Origin of the sequence: Streptomyces fuscichromogenes, from assembly GCF_014645815.1 — a bacterium.
In the GTDB taxonomy this organism is placed as follows: Bacteria; Actinomycetota; Actinomycetes; order Streptomycetales; family Streptomycetaceae; genus Streptomyces; species Streptomyces fuscichromogenes.
In genome coordinates, this window is the sequence record NZ_BMML01000002.1 from 49606 (window position 1) to 64204 (window position 14599).

A 14599-nucleotide genomic window follows, 5' to 3' on the forward strand; every position below is an offset into this window, starting at 1 on the left:
ATCCGATGTCGGACACGTCCGACGGGACCGGCAGGGCGTCCCACCCGGCAGGCGAGGTGTTCATCGAGGTCGACGAGGTGGAGAAGGTCTTCGAGGTCCGCAGGAAGACCGGGTTCCTGAAACGGGAACGCCGGCAGGTGCGGGCGGTCGACGCGCTCTCCTTCACGGTGGCGCGCGGCGAGATGGTCGGTTACATCGGCCCGAACGGCGCCGGGAAGTCGACCACGATCAAGATGCTGACGGGCATCCTGACCCCGAGCGGCGGCCGGCTCCGGGTGGCCGGCATCGACCCGGCCCGCGAGCGCACCCGGCTGGCCCACCGCATCGGCGTGGTCTTCGGCCAGCGCACCACCCTGTGGTGGGACCTCCCGCTGATCGACTCCTACCGCCTGACACACCGCATGTACCGCATCCCGGACGCGCGTTACCGGGAGAACCTCGACCGCCTGGTCGAACTCCTCTCCCTGGAGAGCCTCCTGGACGTCCCGGTACGCCAGCTCTCCCTCGGCCAGCGGATGCGCGGCGACATCGTGGCCGCGCTGCTGCACGACCCGGACGTGCTGTACCTGGACGAGCCGACGATCGGCCTGGACGTGATCTCGAAGGCGAAGGTCCGCGACTTCCTGCGCGAACTGAACACCGAACGCGGCACCACGGTCCTGCTCACCACCCACGACCTCCAGGACATCGAGCAGCTCTGCTCCCGCGTGATGGTCATCGACCACGGGCGGCTGGTGTACGACGGTCCGCTCGCCGGCCTGCACGAGGTGGGGGAGAGCGAGCGGACCCTCGTGGTCGACCTGGAGCGGGAGCTGCCGCCGATCGACATGGGCGCGTCGGCGCGGGTGGTGAAGGTGGAGGGCCCCAGGCAGTGGCTGGCGTTCCCGGCGTCGGAGTCGGCGGCGCCGCTGGTCGCCCGGATCGCGGCGGAGTACCCGCTGCTGGACCTGTCGGTCCGGGAGCCGGACATCGAGACGGTGATCGCGGCCATGCTGTATCCGACGGGGGACACCCCCAGGCCCCCGTCGGAGCGGACGACGGCGTAGTCCGCCGCGCCGGGAACTCGTACGCTGCACTCTATGACCGACGATGCCCCGGAGCTGCGTGCCGCCGACGCCGATCGTGAACGAGTCGCCGAGATCCTCAGGGACGCCCTCGCGGAGGGGCGGCTCGACATGGCGGAGTTCGAGGAGCGGCTGGAGGCGACGTACCAGGCCCGTACGTACGGTGAGTTGACACCCATCACGAGGGACCTGCCCGCGGCGGGCACGTCACCGGCCGTATCGCTCACGAAACCCCCTGTCCGGGACGGAAGTTGGGGCAGCAGGATCGTCGGCGGCGAGGGCACGTCCTCCTGGGCCGTGGCGATCATGTCCGGCTTCCAGCGCAAGGGCCGCTGGACGGTGCCCCGGCGCTTCGACTCCTTCGCGTTCTGGGGCGGCGGCGAGATCGACCTGCGCGAGGCGGACTTCGCGGCCGGCGAGGTCGTGATCAACTGCGTCGCGGTCATGGGCGGGATCAGCGTGATCGTGCCGCCGGGCGTCGAGGTGGTGATGCGCGGCATCGGCATCATGGGCGGCTTCGACGAACGCGAGCACGACATGTCGCCGGACCCGGGTGCGCCGAGGGTGATCGTGACGGGCTTCGCGTTCTGGGGCGGGGTCGAGGTGGCCCACAAGGTGACGAAGGCGGAACGCCAACGCCTCAAGGAGGAACGCCGCCAGGAGGGCCTCGACCGCAGATCGGCCCGCCACGAACTCCACGAGTCCCGCCACGAGTGGCACCAGCAGCGCAGAGAACACCGCGAGGAACGCCGCGAGAACCGGGACCGCCGACGCCGCGGGGACCACTGAGAGAAACCGACCGGCCGGACCTGGAACGGGTTCCTGAGCTCCGCCGGGCGATCCGGGTACTCCCTCGGCCCTGCCGTCCCGGACACCGGCGTGCGCCGGTCCGTGACGCCGTCCGGCGTCAAGCGTCCCGTCACTGTGGCGCCATGGCAGAGTGACCGTCGTGCACACGTCGAAGCGCGTCACCACCAGGTTTCACCGCATACCGGGCAGAGGTGCCTCGCGTCCGGTCCGGTCCTTCCAGGTGGTGGTCGCGATGGTGGTCCTCGTCCTCGGCGTGCCGGCGGGGCTCCTCGGCTGCTCGGCCTTGTCGGGCACCTCCCGTCCCGAGCTCGATGTGCCCTTCGTCTTCTATGTCTCGCGTGGTCCCGAGGGTGACCCGGAATCGAGGTTCGGCATCCGGGAGCAGTCCGGGGAGCAGGGATCGGGCCGTTACACGGTCGCCTTCGACGCGACGGACCTCAGGGGCGTCGCGGTACTGAAAACGGGTCAGGACGACTGCCCGGTCCGGCTGCCCACCTTCCGCTGCGGTGGCGAACTGGTCGATCGCCGGCACGGCGGGAGCGGGCAGTCCTTCCGCGTGAGTCCCGCGGACGGGGCCGAGGCGGGCGACTCGGCGGTGCTGCGTTACCGGTTGACCTCGCCGGGCCTGCCGAGCGTCACGGCGAGCACCCGCATCGTCATCGGCAAGCCGGCGCTGGCCGTCGAGACACGGGCGGACCGGGTCGGCGTGACGCCGGGCGGACGGGTCGCCGTCTCGCTGACCCTGCGCAACACCGGGGACGTCCCCGCTCGCGGAGTCTCCCTCTTCATCAGTACCCGCGACGGTCTGCGGATGGCGGGCAAGCACCGCAACTGCCGTTATCGCGGCACCACATCGGCCTGGTGCCGACTGCCCGCCGACGATGTCGTCATCCCGCCCGGAGCGTCCTACCACCTCGCCGCTCCCGAGGCTTTCACGCTCGCCGACGACGCCACCTACCCGACCGTCACCTTCGAGGCCGCCGGGCTCGGGGCGGACTACGTCCCGCCGGAGGAGACGGCCTCGCAGTACGCGTCCGGACAGGGATCCGCACTCCGCTACCTCCCCGGGGCCGGCCAGGACGACGGCAAGGACGCGGGAGCGCCGCACGCGACGGGCGAGAGCGCGGCGCACCTCCAGCTCGCCGTGCGCAGCACCAGCGACCTGGTCGCGCTCGCCGGCACCGCGAGGGGGCCCGTCGGCAGCCGGGCGGACGTGCGGGTCGGCGTCCGCAACGACGGCCCAGGCGCGCTTCCGGCCAAGGTCAGGGTCGAGTTCACGGTTCCGGCGGGCACCACCGTCGTGTCGTCGCCGTACGACCCCGAGCGGGACGAGGAGGTGATCGACCAGGTCTGCCGAGCCCTCGCCGCCGACGGCTCGCCCCTGGCCGAGGCGTCCGTGAGGCAGCCGAGCGCCCGCCGGTACGTGTGTACAGCACAGGCGGGGAAGGCGGGAGCCACCACGACCTTCCCCTTCACCCTCCGCATCGACAAGGAGACGGCGCATCGTGGCGGGCGGGTCACCGTCGCCGACGGCGACAGCCACCACCCGAGCAACGACCCGAAGACCGCCAACGACAGCGCCGATGTCGCGGTGTCCGTGTGGCCGGGCCCGGCCTGGGCCACTCCTGGCCTCTGGGCGACTGCCGGGATCGCCCTCGGAGTGTTCGTCCTCGTCGGGGCTCTGGCGACCTGGAGGCGCCGGCGCGCACGCTGAGCCCGACCGCATCGCCTCGGGAGTGACCCGCAGCCGCCGTGGCACCTCCGTGATCGAGCGCCCGTCAGCGCACACCGGCACGATCCGCGATCTCCGGGTCAGCGCCCGGCCCGCCGCGCGTCGACGCACCCGGTCTTCCGGTACGGCCCGCCGGGCGTCGGTCACCGGCAACGGCGGAATCCTCGGACCCGGAGGGGGAACTCTTCGTTCGTTCCGGGAGTAGGTCAGGTGGGGACAATGGGTGCGGGATCACCGTGAGGGTGGTCCCGGGTGCGAACGGGTGGAGCAGATGGCGGAACGTACGGAAGCGGGGTCGGCCGCCGCCACCCCGTCCTACAAGTCCATGAACGCCTTCACACCCGCCGACGAGGAACGCCAACGCGGCGTACGGCGTATGAAGCGCACGGCGACCGGCCTGCTGCTGCTCGTCGCGGTGGTGTACGTCCTGGCCAGGTGGGCGTCCGGAGCCGGCGCCGGAGCGTGGGCGGACTACGTGGCCGCCGCCGCGGAGGCCGGCATGGTCGGCGCGCTCGCCGACTGGTTCGCGGTCACCGCCCTGTTCCGGCACCCGCTCGGCCTGCCCATCCCGCACACCGCGATCATCCCGACGAAGAAGGACCAGCTGGGCGTCTCGCTCGGCGAGTTCGTGGGGGAGAACTTCCTCTCCCAGGACGTCGTGCGGCAGCGGCTGCGCGCCGTGGGGATCGGCAGCCGCCTCGGCGCCTGGCTCGCCGAGCCGAAGAACGCCGACCGGGTGACCGCCGAGCTCGCGACCGCGCTCCGCGGCGCGCTCACCGTGCTGCGGGACTCCGACGTCCAGGCGGTGGTCGGCGAGGCGATCACCCGGCGGGCCGACGCCCAGGAGATCGCCCCCGGCATCGGCAAGATGCTGGAGCGGATCGTCGCCGACGGTGGCCACAAGCGGGTCGTGGACCTGGTCGTCACCCGCGCGCACGACTGGCTGGTGCTGCACGCGGACTCCGTGATGGACGCGGTGCAGGGCGGGGCGCCGGGCTGGACCCCCCGGTTCGTGGACCGCAAGGTCGGCGAGCGCGTCTACAAGGAGCTGCTGCGCTTCTGCGCCGAGATGCGGGACATGCCCTCCCACCCGGCCCGCGGCGCCCTCGACCGCTTCCTCACCGACTTCGCGAACGACCTCCAGTCCGACACCGACACCCGGGCCCGCGTCGAACGGCTCAAGGGCGACGTCCTGGGCCGCGGCGAGGTCCAGGACCTGATCGCGTCCGCCTGGACGGCCGTACGATCCATGATCGTCTCGGCGGCCGACGACGAGCGCAGCGAGCTGCGGCTGCGCGTCCGCGCCTCGCTGATCTCCCTGGGCGCCCGGATGGCCACCGAACCCAAGGTCCAGGACAAGGTCGACAGCTGGGTCGAGGGCGCGGCCGTGCACGTCGTGACGACGTACCGCAAGGAGATCACGTCCCTGATCACCGACACGGTGGCCGGCTGGGACGCGGAGCACACCACCCGGAAGATCGAGGCGCACATCGGCCGCGACCTGCAGTTCATCCGGATCAATGGCACGGTGGTGGGGTCGCTGGCCGGAGTGCTGATCTTCACGGTGTCCCGGGCACTGGGCGCGTGACGCGCCCGGAGGTGGGCACTCGGCCGCGGGTTCCGGTTCTTCTCCGGTCGGTCGAGGAGGCGCGATGGGTACGGCTGCGGGCGCGAGCGCGGACGGGACCGGCGGCGGCCGCACGATCACCACCCGTGTCCCGGCCCGCCTGGACCGGCTCCCCTGGTCCCGCTGGCACTGGACGATCGTCATCGGCCTCGGCACCGTCTGGATCCTGGACGGCCTGGAGGTCACGGTCGTCGGCAACATCGCGAGCCGCCTCTCCGAGCCGGGCAGCGGCCTCGCGATCTCCTCCTCCCAGGTCACCGGCACGGCCGCGGCGCTCTACGTGGCCGGCGCCTGCACCGGCGCCCTCTTCTGGGGCCGCCTGACCGACCGCCACGGCCGCAAGAAACTCTTCATGATCACCCTGGCGGTCTATCTGGCCGCCACCGCCCTGACCTCGCTCTCCTTCGCCCCCTGGTGGTTCTTCACCTTCCGCTTCCTGACCGGCTTCGGCATCGGCGGCGAGTACGCGGCGATCAACTCGGCGATCGACGAGCTGATCCCGGCGTACTACCGGGGCCGCGTCGACCTGATCATCAACGGCAGCTTCTGGGTGGGCGCCGTGGGCGGCTCGCTGCTCTCGATCGTCGCGCTGAACACGGACTTCCTCGCGAAGGACGTGGGCTGGCGGCTGACCTTCGCCCTCGGCGTGGTCCTCGGCCTGGTCATCCTGCTGGTACGGCGCAACGTCCCGGAGAGCCCGCGCTGGCTGCTGATCCACGGGAGGGAGCGGGAGGCGGAGGAGATCGTCACGTCGATCGAGCGGCGGGTGACGGCCGAGAAGGGCGTCCCGCTCCCGGAACCGGCCGGCGAGCTGGTGATCCACCAGCGGCCCGGTGTCACGTTCGCCGAGATCGCCCGCACGGTCTTCCACGACTACCGGCGCCGCGCCGTCCTCGGCTTCTCCCTCTTCGTCGGCCAGGCGTTCCTCTACAACGCGATCACCTTCGGCTTCGGCGCGATCCTCACCAGGTTCTTCGACGTGCCGACCGGCGACACGGGGTACTACTTCGCGGTCATCGCGGTGGGCAACTTCCTGGGCCCCCTGCTGCTGGGCAAGCTGTTCGACACGGTCGGCCGACGGGTGATGATCTCTTCGACGTACCTCCTGTCGGGCCTGTTCCTGTTTCTCACCGCCTGGCTGTTCGGCCGGGGCGTGCTGACGGCGGGAACGCTGACGGCGTGCTGGTGCGTGGTCCTCTTCTTCGCGTCTGCGGGCGCGTCCAGCGCGTACCTGACCGTCTCCGAGATCTTCCCGATGGAGACGAGGGCGATGTCCATCGCCTTCTTCTACGCGCTGGGCACGGCGGCCGGCGGCATCAGCGGGCCGCTGCTCTTCGCCGACCTGACGGGGACCGGCAAGGTGTCCGACACGGTGCTGGCGTTCCAGATCGGCGCCGGACTGATGTGCGCGGCGGGCCTGGTGGCGGCGGTGCTGGCGGTGCAGGCGGAGCGCAGGCCGCTGGAGGAGATCGCGACGCCGCTGACGGCCGCGGGGGGTGGGGCGGCGAAGACGCGGACATAGGGCGTGGTCACGGCCGCCGGGCGGCCGCGGGCGGGCGGGGACCGGTCGCGCGGTCCCCGTGCCCCGCACGGGGCTGCCCCGGCAGGCGGCCGTGACCTACTGACCGCCCCGCGCCCGCCTGCGCAGCAGCAGCAACCCGCCGGCCAGCGCGGTGATCCCCGTGGCCGTGGTCCACGCGACGACGTCGCCCGACCCCGTGGCGGCGAGATCACCGCCCTTGCCGGCAGCCGAAGCCGAGGCGGACGCCGAAGCGGACACGGAAGCCGGAGCCGGAGCCGTAGCCGTAGCAGCAGCCGTAGCCGAGGCGGACGCCGACGGACTCGCCGCTCCCGCCGACCCCGCCGCGGCGGGCGAAGCCGTGCTCGCCCGGTCCCGCGTGAACGTCAGCGTGCCGAAGCCCAGTTGGTCGTACCCTCCGCTGTTCGGCCCGTAGTCCCCGCCGCCGCCCTCCGGCGCCGCCTTGGCCGCGATCTGCGTGACGTACGTCGCCGACAGGCCCCGCCGCCTGGTGTAGTGGTTGGCGATCATCGCCCAGATGGGGCGGGTCATCGAGGGATCGACGCCCGCCGCGGCCGTCACCGTCTCGCTCCCCGACCAGCCCCCGACCGCCCCCTTGCGCCGCGTGTTCGCGGTGAACGGCACCTGCCCGCCCAGGCTCCACTTGGCGACGTACTGCGCCCCCTTGAGGAACCGGCTGTCGTCGTAGCCGTACAGGTCGATCCCCTGGTTCCAGGCCATCTCGCAGAACGTGCCCATCAGCCCGACGCCGAGCAGCGCGTGCCCCTGGTCGCGCCCCGCCTCCAGCCACTCGCCCAGCCCGTCCTCGTACACGACGGGGATCGCGTTCCTGATCGCTCCGAGCCCGGCGCCGTGCTTGAAGTAGTCGACCGCGCGGGTGACCTGGGCGCGGTCGTCGCAGAAGACGCCGGTGGCCAGGACGCAGGCCATGCTCGCGAGGTCCCAGTTGGTCCAGTAGTTGGAGACGACGGCGTTGTTGTGCCGTACCAGGAAGTCGTCGCTGACCGCGCCGAACAGCTTGCTGAGCATCTCCTGGAAGCGGGCGAGCTCGAAGTCCCCGTGGTCGCGGACGAGTTCGGCGGCGTTCGCGAACTGGTAGCCGTACAGCCCGGCGGCCAGGAACCGGTCGGCGGAACCGTTGACCGCGGTGAGGGCGGCGGACCAGGCGTTGAGGACGGCGACGGCGGTGTCGGCGTACGCGCTCTCGCCGGTCACGTGGTACCGCAGGGCGTTCTGGTACGCGGCGTGGATGTCGTTGTAGAGGAGCGAGTAGTTCTCCGGGGTGCCCGAGCCCCGGTACACCACGGCCTGCGGCCGCGCCTGCCAGCCGCTCTGCGCGTGCCGGTTGGCGGTGAGCCGGGCGAACCCGGCCGTGTGGGGCGCGGCGCCCGCCCGCACCTTGGCGGCCATGCGGTCGAGGTCGGTACGGGTGTGCAGCAGACCGGGGTGGGCGAAGGCCCCGGCGGCGGCCGCGGGACCGGCCCCCACGGCCCCCACGGCGCCCCCGGCGGCGGCGGCCCCCACCGCCGCGCCCGAGACCTTCAGCATGCTCCGGCGGCTGATCTGTCGAGTCCTGTGCATGCCCCGGGAGACGAACCGGCCCGCCCCGCGATAACAGAAAGCCGCGAAGTCGCTCAGGCGCCCGTCGTCGACCCCGGCCGCACGATCATCAGCACCGTCACGGCGGCCCACAGCAGGTTGAACACCCCGGTGAACATGGCCAGTCGGACGGTCGCCTCGCGCGTACCGCCGCCGTCGCCCGCCGCCTCCACCAGCGCGTTCTGCCGGGGCAGCACCAGGGCCGCGAGGACGAGTGCCGCGAGCGCGGTGAGCGCGATCGACGTGATCAGCCAGGCGCTGCCCAGCACGTGCATGCTGCTCGCCGTGGCGAACCCGAACACCGGGACGACGACGCCGACGACGGCGTACACCCGGCAGATCCGGTGCAGCAGCCGCAGGGTCTCGGCGGCCCGGACGTCGTCCGGTGCCTCGACGGCGCGGCGGGCGGCCGGCGGGAACATGCTGGCGGCGACGGTGACGGGACCGATCGCGACGATCGCCGCGAGGACATGGACGGCGAGCAGGAACTTGGTCACGGCGACGACCGTAGGCGGCCGGACGATCACGCAGAAGCGGCGATAGTGACACCCTTCGACGGATTCTCGCCAGCGGGCGGCCAGTGCCGCCCGTGCACCGGGCCCACGGTCGGCGGCATTCCGTCGGAGGGCTACGTTCCTGCCATGCACACCGTCGCCGTACTCGTTCTGGACCAGGTCATCCCGTCCGACTTCACCGTGCCGATCGACACCTTCGGCTGGGCCCGGCTGCCCGACGGCCGGGCCGCGTACCGGGTGCGGGTGTGCGGGCCGGCGGACGAGGTGACCGCGGCGGGCGGCGCGTTCACGGTCAGGGCGCCGTACGGGCTGGACGCGCTGGCCGAGGCGGACACGGTCATCGTGCCGGGGCTCGCCGATCCCGCCCTCGCCCTCGCGCCGGAGGTCGCCGGCGCCCTGCACACGGCGGCGGCGAACGGTACGCGGATCGCGTCGGTCTGCGTCGGGGCGTTCGTCCTCGCGGCCACCGGCCTCCTCGACGGCCTGCGCGCCACCACGCACTGGGCCGCGGCCGACGCCCTGGCCGCCCGCCACCCGGCGATCGAGGTGGACCCGAACGTCCTGTACGTCGACAACGGCCAGTTCCTGACCTCGGCGGGCGCGGCCGCGGCCATGGACATGTGCCTGCACATGGTCCGCAGGGACCACGGCTCGGCGGTGGCCGCGCACACCGCCCGGATGTCGGTCATGCCGCTGGAACGGGAGGGCGGCCAGGCCCAGTTCATCGTCCACGACCAGCCGCCGGCCCCGGCCGGTGCCACCCTGGAGCCCCTCCTCGCCTGGCTGCAGGACAACTGCGACCGGGACCTGACCCTGGACGAGGTCGCGGTGCGGGCCGGCATGAGCACCCGCACCCTCAACCGCCGCTTCCGCGACCAGACCGGCACCACCCCGCTGCAGTGGCTGCACCGGGCACGGGTGCGCCGGGCCCAGCACCTGCTGGAGACCACCGCCCACCCCGTCGAACGCATCGCGGCCCAGTCCGGCTTCGGCTCCCCGACGGCCTTCAGGGAACGCTTCAGAAGAGTGGTCGGCACCAGCCCCCAGGCCTACCGCCGGGCCTTCCGCGCCTCGGACACCTGGCCCTGACGGCACGGAGGACCGCCGCCCCGGCCCTGCCGCCGGTGTCCGTGCGGGGTGGGAAGATGCCGGAACGGCCGGTGAGGAGTGAGTGAGGGACGGGGGCCCATGGGGCGGGAAGAGCGGGGCGTGGTCGCGCGGTCGGCGCGGCTGGCCGAGGCGGCCCGGAACCTGGTCGGCGACCATGACGGGGCCGTCGGCGCGGTACGGGCGGCCCTCGCGCCGATCCACGACGCGGCGGTACGGCGGGAGCTGGACGCCATCCCGGTCGCGCGGCTCCAGGACGTCACCGAGGGCAGGCTGCGGCTGGGCGGTGTCGAGCAGAGCGGAGTGCGGACGGTGGGCGCCGTGCTCGAAGCGGGCGCGTACCGGCTGCTGCAGATACCCGGTGTCGGGCGGCGCACCGTCGACCAGATGCTGGCCGCGGCCCGCAGGCTCGCCGAGGCCGTCCAGGAGACCGTGGCGGTCCATGTCGACGTGGACCGGCCGGAGCCGGGCACCACCGCGCTCGTCATGGCCCTGCACGTGCTGGTGGAGGCCGGACCGCAGGCGCGCCGCGCCGCAAGGCCGTTGCCCCCGTCTACCTGCGGCGCAACCAGCAGGACGTACTGACGGAGCTCCCCGGCCTCCAGCACACCGACGAGTGGGAGCAGCTGAGCGCGTCGGACGAGGAGGCGTACCGCGACGCCGTACGCGCCGGCAACTTCATGGCGATGCGCAGGGCCGCGTACACCCGCCCCGAGAAGTCGGCCAAGCTGGAGCGGCTCCGGGAGATCGTCCAGGAGGCCGGCGAGAACGGGCAGAAGACGGTGGTCTTCTCCAACTTCAAGGACGTCCTGCGCGTGGTCGAGGCGGCACTCGCCACCGGCACCACGGTCTTCGGCCCGCTCACCGGCGCCGTCGCCGCCGCACGCCGGCAGCAGCTCGTCGACGACTTCGCCGCCGCGCCGGGCGCCGCGGTGCTCCTGGCGCAGATCCAGGCGGCGGGCATCGGCCTCAACATGCAGGCCGCCTCCGTCGTCGTCATCTGCGAACCCCAGATCAAGCCGACCATCGAACACCAGGCGGTGGCCCGCGCCCATCGCATGGGGCAGGTCAGGCCGGTCCGGGTGCACCGTCTGCTGGCCACCGGAGGAGTGGACGAACGCCTGGTGAAGATGCTGGAGCGGAAGACCCGCCTGTTCGACGCCTACGCCCGGCGCAGCGCGGTGGCCGAAGCCACCCCGGCCGCGGTCGACGTGTCGGACACCGAGCTGGCCCGCCGGATCGTCGAGGAGGAACAGGCGCGCCTGGGCATGGCGGTCGGGGACCCCGTCGAGCCCTGAGCCGCGGGCCCGGCCGCCCCTCAGGCCTTGCGGTCCGCGACGGCCCAGGACGCCAGCGCCACCGCACCCGCCACCCCGAACACGGACGGCCAGGCGCCGACCTTCCTGGCCAGCGGATGCGACCCGGCGAACGCGGCGACATACGCGGCGGACAGCGCCCCGGCGGCCTTCCCGCCCGCCCGCTGCCGCCACTGCTGCGCGGCGGCGACCCCGGCGACGGCCAGCACGGCCCCGCCCAGCGGCCGCTTCCTCGTCCACCGGGCCACGCCGTACCCTCCGACGAGCCCGCTCGCGGCGATCACCGAACTGGGAACCCTGGCCATGCCTGTCTCCTTCTGCTGCTTCCGCCGCTGCCTGGATTCCCGAGCGTAACCGGCGGCTCGGCACCCACTCACCCGCCCCCGGACCACGGCCGCCACTTCCCGCCGAGCACGGTCGCGCGCGGCTGCTTCATGGCCGACGTCGGTGCCGGCCCCGTCATCGGAGCGAGTCGAGCCAGTCGAGGAGGCGGGCGCCCTCGCGGTTCATGATCTCCGGGTCGCGCAGCGCATGGGCCAGGAGCGACATGCCCTGGTAGCCCGCGACCAGGGTGAGGGCCAGGTCGTCCGGATCCCGCGAGCCCGCCGGGCCGGTCGGCCCCAGCTCGCGGAACTGGCGCGCGGCCCAGTCGAGCAGCCGCCGGATCACCGTGCCGGCCTCGGTGTCGAGGGTCCCGTCGGCGCGTTTGCCGAGCTCGGCGGCGAGCGTGCCGGTGGGGCAGCCGTACCGGGCGGCGACGTCACGCTGCCCGACCCATGCCTCGACCAGTGCCTTGAGCCGGTCGCGCGGATCGGGCAACAGGTCGAGCCGGCCGGTGAGTTCGTCGAGGTACGCGGTGTGCTCGGACAGGGCGGCCCGGACCAGCTCGTCCTTGGTCTTGAAGTAGTAGTAGACGTTCCCGACGGGGACGTCGGCCTCCCGCGCGATGTCGGCGAGGGTGGTGCGCTCGACGCCCTGCTCGTGCAGCACCCGGGCGGCCGCCGCCATCAGCCGCTGCCGCTTCCGCGCCGCCTGTCCCCGCCGATCCACTGAGTTGGTCACCCAACTAACTATAGACAGCCGGGGGTTCGGCCGTGCTAGCGTCGGAGCAGTCGACTAAGTCAGTCGACTAACTAACAGGGGGTCAGTGATGATCACAGTGACGGGCGCGACCGGCAACATCGGCCGGACGCTGACGGACCTGCTGGTGGACGCGGGCGAGGACGTGGTGGCGGTGTCCCGGCACCCCCGGCAGGCGGCCGGGGGGCGGCCCGGTCTCCGATGGGCCGAGGGCCATGTCGGTGACGCGGCGAGCATGCGGGCGCCCCTGGCCGGCGCCCGCGCCCTCTTCATCGTCCTGGGCGGCGAGCTCAACGCCCACGGCGAGAACCCGGAGTCGCTGCTCCGGGCGGCCGCGGACGCCGGTGTCGAACGGGTCGTCCTGGTCTCCTCCCAGGTCGGCGCGACCCGCCCGGAGGCGCCCTCGCACGCCCGGCTGCGCGCGTTCGAGGCGGCGGTACGCGCGTCGGGCCTCGACTTCACGATCCTGCGTCCTGGCGGCTTCGCCTCCAACGCCTTCGCCTGGGCCGACACGATCCGCACCAAGCGCACGGTCTTCGCCCCGTTCGCCGACGTGGCCCTCCCGGTCGTCGACCCCGCGGACATCGCGGCGGTGGCGGCGAAGGCGCTCCGCGAGAACGGCCACGGGGGCCGCGTCCACGAGCTGACGGGCCCGGAGCTCATCAGCCCGCGTCAGCAGACGGCGGCCATCTCCGCGGCGCTGGGCGAGGAGGTGACGTTCGTGGAACTCTCCCGAGAGGAGGCGTACGAGGTCATGTCCCGCTTCATGCCGCGGGAGGCGGCCGCGGGCACGCTGGACGTCCTGGGGGCACCGCTCCCCGCGGAGCTCAGGATCAGCCCCGACGTGGAGACGGCACTGGGGAGGCCGGCGGGCGGGTTCGGCGGATGGGTGAGGCGGAACCTGCCGGCGTTCCGGTAGCGGGTGCGTCGGGTGCGCTGGGTGCCCCGTGCGCCCGGGACTCCGTGCGCCCGGGTGTCCCGTGCGCACTGGGCACCCGTGCGCCCGGCTTCCCGGGCCTCACCCCTTCACAGCGCGGCCCGTACCGCCTCGACGAGCGTGGCCGCCCGGGTGTCCTCCGTCCCCTCGACGATGCTGTTCATGACGTACGCGAACGCGATGCCGTGCTCGGGGTCGGCGAAGCCCAGCGATCCGCCGCGGCCGGGGTGGCCGAAGGCGCGGGGACCGGTCAGGGGGTTGGTGTCGACCGGCAGCATGTACCCGGAGGCGTACCGGACCGGGAACATGATGACCTTGTCCACCCCGGCGGCCTGCTCCGCGGTCGCCGACGCGAGCGTCTCCGGGCTGAACAGCCGTACCCCGTCCACGTCCCCGATCAGCGCGGCGTACATCCGCGCGAGGCCCCGCGCGGTGCCGATCCCGTTGGAGGCGGGCAGCTCCGCGGCCTGCACCTCGGCCGAGTTGAAGTCGATCTCGGCGGGGTCGGTGACGGTGAACGCCCTGTTGCTCAGCGACCGCGGATCCTGGAGCGCGGCGACGAACTCCCGCACCTCCGGCGGCACGAGATCCAGCGGTACGGTGCTCAGGTCGACCTCCGGCTTCGGGTACACCATCCGGCTGACCCGCCCGCGCTCGGCCGCCGGCAGCCCGATGAAGAAGTCGAGGCCCAGCGGCCCGGCGACCTCCTCGGCGAAGAACCGTCCGGGGGTGCGCCCGGAGACCCGCCGGACGACCTCGCCCACCAGCCACCCGAACGTCCGCCCGTGATACCCGTGCGCGGTCCCCGGCTCCCATGCAGGCCGCTGTACGGCGAGGGCGTCGGCCATCGGCCGCCAGCGCAGCGCCTCGTCCAGCGGTACCGGCGGTTCGACCGTGACCACCCCGGCCCGGTGCGACAGCAGCCACCGCACCGGAATCCCGGCCTTCCCCTCGGCCCCGAACTCGGGCCAGTAGTCGGCCACCGGCGCATCGAGGTCCAACTCACCGCGCTGGGCCAGCAGATGGGCCACGGTGGCGGTGACGCCCTTGGTCGCCGAGTACACGAGCTGCAAGGTGTCCCGCTCCCACTCCCGCCCGGTGTCCGGGTCGGCCGCCCCGCCCCAGAGATCCACCACGGGCCGCCCGTCCCGGTACACGCACACGGCGGCCCCGACATCCCCCCGCTCGGCAAAGTTGGTGCGGAACGCGTCCCGCACTCCCTCGAACCCGTCGGCCACTTCCCCGTGAATGGTCGTCATCCCCTCATCCTGG

The 14599-nt window shown here is 73.0% G+C and carries 12 protein-coding genes and 1 pseudogene; 8 read left to right on the top strand and 5 right to left on the bottom strand.

The annotated features are described in order from the left end of the window. Nucleotides 1–5: 5 nt before the first annotated feature. The 5 genes from IEZ11_RS03990 to IEZ11_RS04010 all read left to right on the top strand — a co-directional run bounded on the left by IEZ11_RS03990 (nt 6) and on the right by IEZ11_RS04010 (nt 6755). Nucleotides 6–1046, top strand: a complete 1041-nt coding sequence (locus IEZ11_RS03990; RefSeq protein ID WP_189261161.1) for an ABC transporter ATP-binding protein — start codon at nt 6–8, stop codon at nt 1044–1046. A 33-nt stretch (nt 1047–1079) separates the two neighbouring features. Then, nucleotides 1080–1853, top strand: a complete 774-nt coding sequence (locus tag IEZ11_RS03995; RefSeq protein WP_189261162.1) for a DUF1707 SHOCT-like domain-containing protein — start codon at nt 1080–1082, stop codon at nt 1851–1853. A 160-nt stretch (nt 1854–2013) separates the two neighbouring features. Further along, nucleotides 2014–3588 (top strand): COG1361 family protein, encoded by a 1575-nt coding sequence (locus IEZ11_RS04000; RefSeq protein WP_189261163.1) that lies wholly within the window; start codon nt 2014–2016, stop codon nt 3586–3588. Between the two features lie 289 nt (nt 3589–3877). Beyond that, nucleotides 3878–5194 (top strand): DUF445 domain-containing protein, encoded by a 1317-nt coding sequence (locus IEZ11_RS04005; protein ID WP_189261164.1) that lies wholly within the window; start codon nt 3878–3880, stop codon nt 5192–5194. Nucleotides 5195–5258: 64 nt separating this feature from the next. Then, nucleotides 5259–6755 carry an MFS transporter gene (locus IEZ11_RS04010; RefSeq protein ID WP_189261165.1) on the top strand — a complete coding sequence of 499 codons (1497 nt, stop codon included), beginning with the start codon at nt 5259–5261 and terminating at the stop codon, nt 6753–6755. A 96-nt stretch (nt 6756–6851) separates the two neighbouring features. Here IEZ11_RS04010 and IEZ11_RS04015 read toward each other — a convergent pair whose 3' ends face one another. Then, on the bottom strand, nt 6852–8354 hold the full coding sequence (locus IEZ11_RS04015; RefSeq protein ID WP_229712796.1) for an alginate lyase family protein: 1503 nt from the start codon (nt 8352–8354) through the stop codon (nt 6852–6854). A 53-nt stretch (nt 8355–8407) separates the two neighbouring features. Continuing rightward, nucleotides 8408–8869: a DUF2269 family protein gene (locus IEZ11_RS04020; RefSeq protein WP_189261166.1), complete on the bottom strand. Its 462-nt coding sequence runs from the start codon at nt 8867–8869 to the stop codon at nt 8408–8410. A gap of 144 nt (nt 8870–9013) precedes the next feature. Between IEZ11_RS04020 and IEZ11_RS04025 the strand changes: the two genes are divergently transcribed. After that, entirely contained in the window at nt 9014–9976 is a 963-nt protein-coding gene (locus tag IEZ11_RS04025) for a GlxA family transcriptional regulator (RefSeq protein WP_189261167.1), read from the top strand. Nucleotides 9977–10075: 99 nt separating this feature from the next. Beyond that, a pseudogene (locus IEZ11_RS04030) lies at nt 10076–11292 on the top strand (helicase-related protein). A gap of 20 nt (nt 11293–11312) precedes the next feature. Here IEZ11_RS04030 and IEZ11_RS04035 read toward each other — a convergent pair. Both IEZ11_RS04035 and IEZ11_RS04040 read right to left on the bottom strand, forming a co-directional pair. Further along, nucleotides 11313–11615 carry a hypothetical protein gene (locus IEZ11_RS04035; protein WP_189261168.1) on the bottom strand — a complete coding sequence of 101 codons (303 nt, stop codon included), beginning with the start codon at nt 11613–11615 and terminating at the stop codon, nt 11313–11315. Nucleotides 11616–11769: 154 nt separating this feature from the next. Next, nucleotides 11770–12318 (bottom strand): TetR/AcrR family transcriptional regulator, encoded by a 549-nt coding sequence (locus IEZ11_RS04040; protein WP_373294844.1) that lies wholly within the window; start codon nt 12316–12318, stop codon nt 11770–11772. Between the two features lie 142 nt (nt 12319–12460). On the opposite strand from IEZ11_RS04040, the gene IEZ11_RS04045 reads away from it, so the two are divergent. Continuing rightward, nucleotides 12461–13309 carry an SDR family oxidoreductase gene (locus IEZ11_RS04045; RefSeq protein ID WP_189261170.1) on the top strand — a complete coding sequence of 283 codons (849 nt, stop codon included), beginning with the start codon at nt 12461–12463 and terminating at the stop codon, nt 13307–13309. A gap of 107 nt (nt 13310–13416) precedes the next feature. Here IEZ11_RS04045 and IEZ11_RS04050 read toward each other — a convergent pair whose 3' ends face one another. Then, entirely contained in the window at nt 13417–14586 is a 1170-nt protein-coding gene (locus IEZ11_RS04050) for a serine hydrolase domain-containing protein (RefSeq protein ID WP_189261171.1), read from the bottom strand. Between the last annotated feature and the right edge of the window lie 13 nt (nt 14587–14599).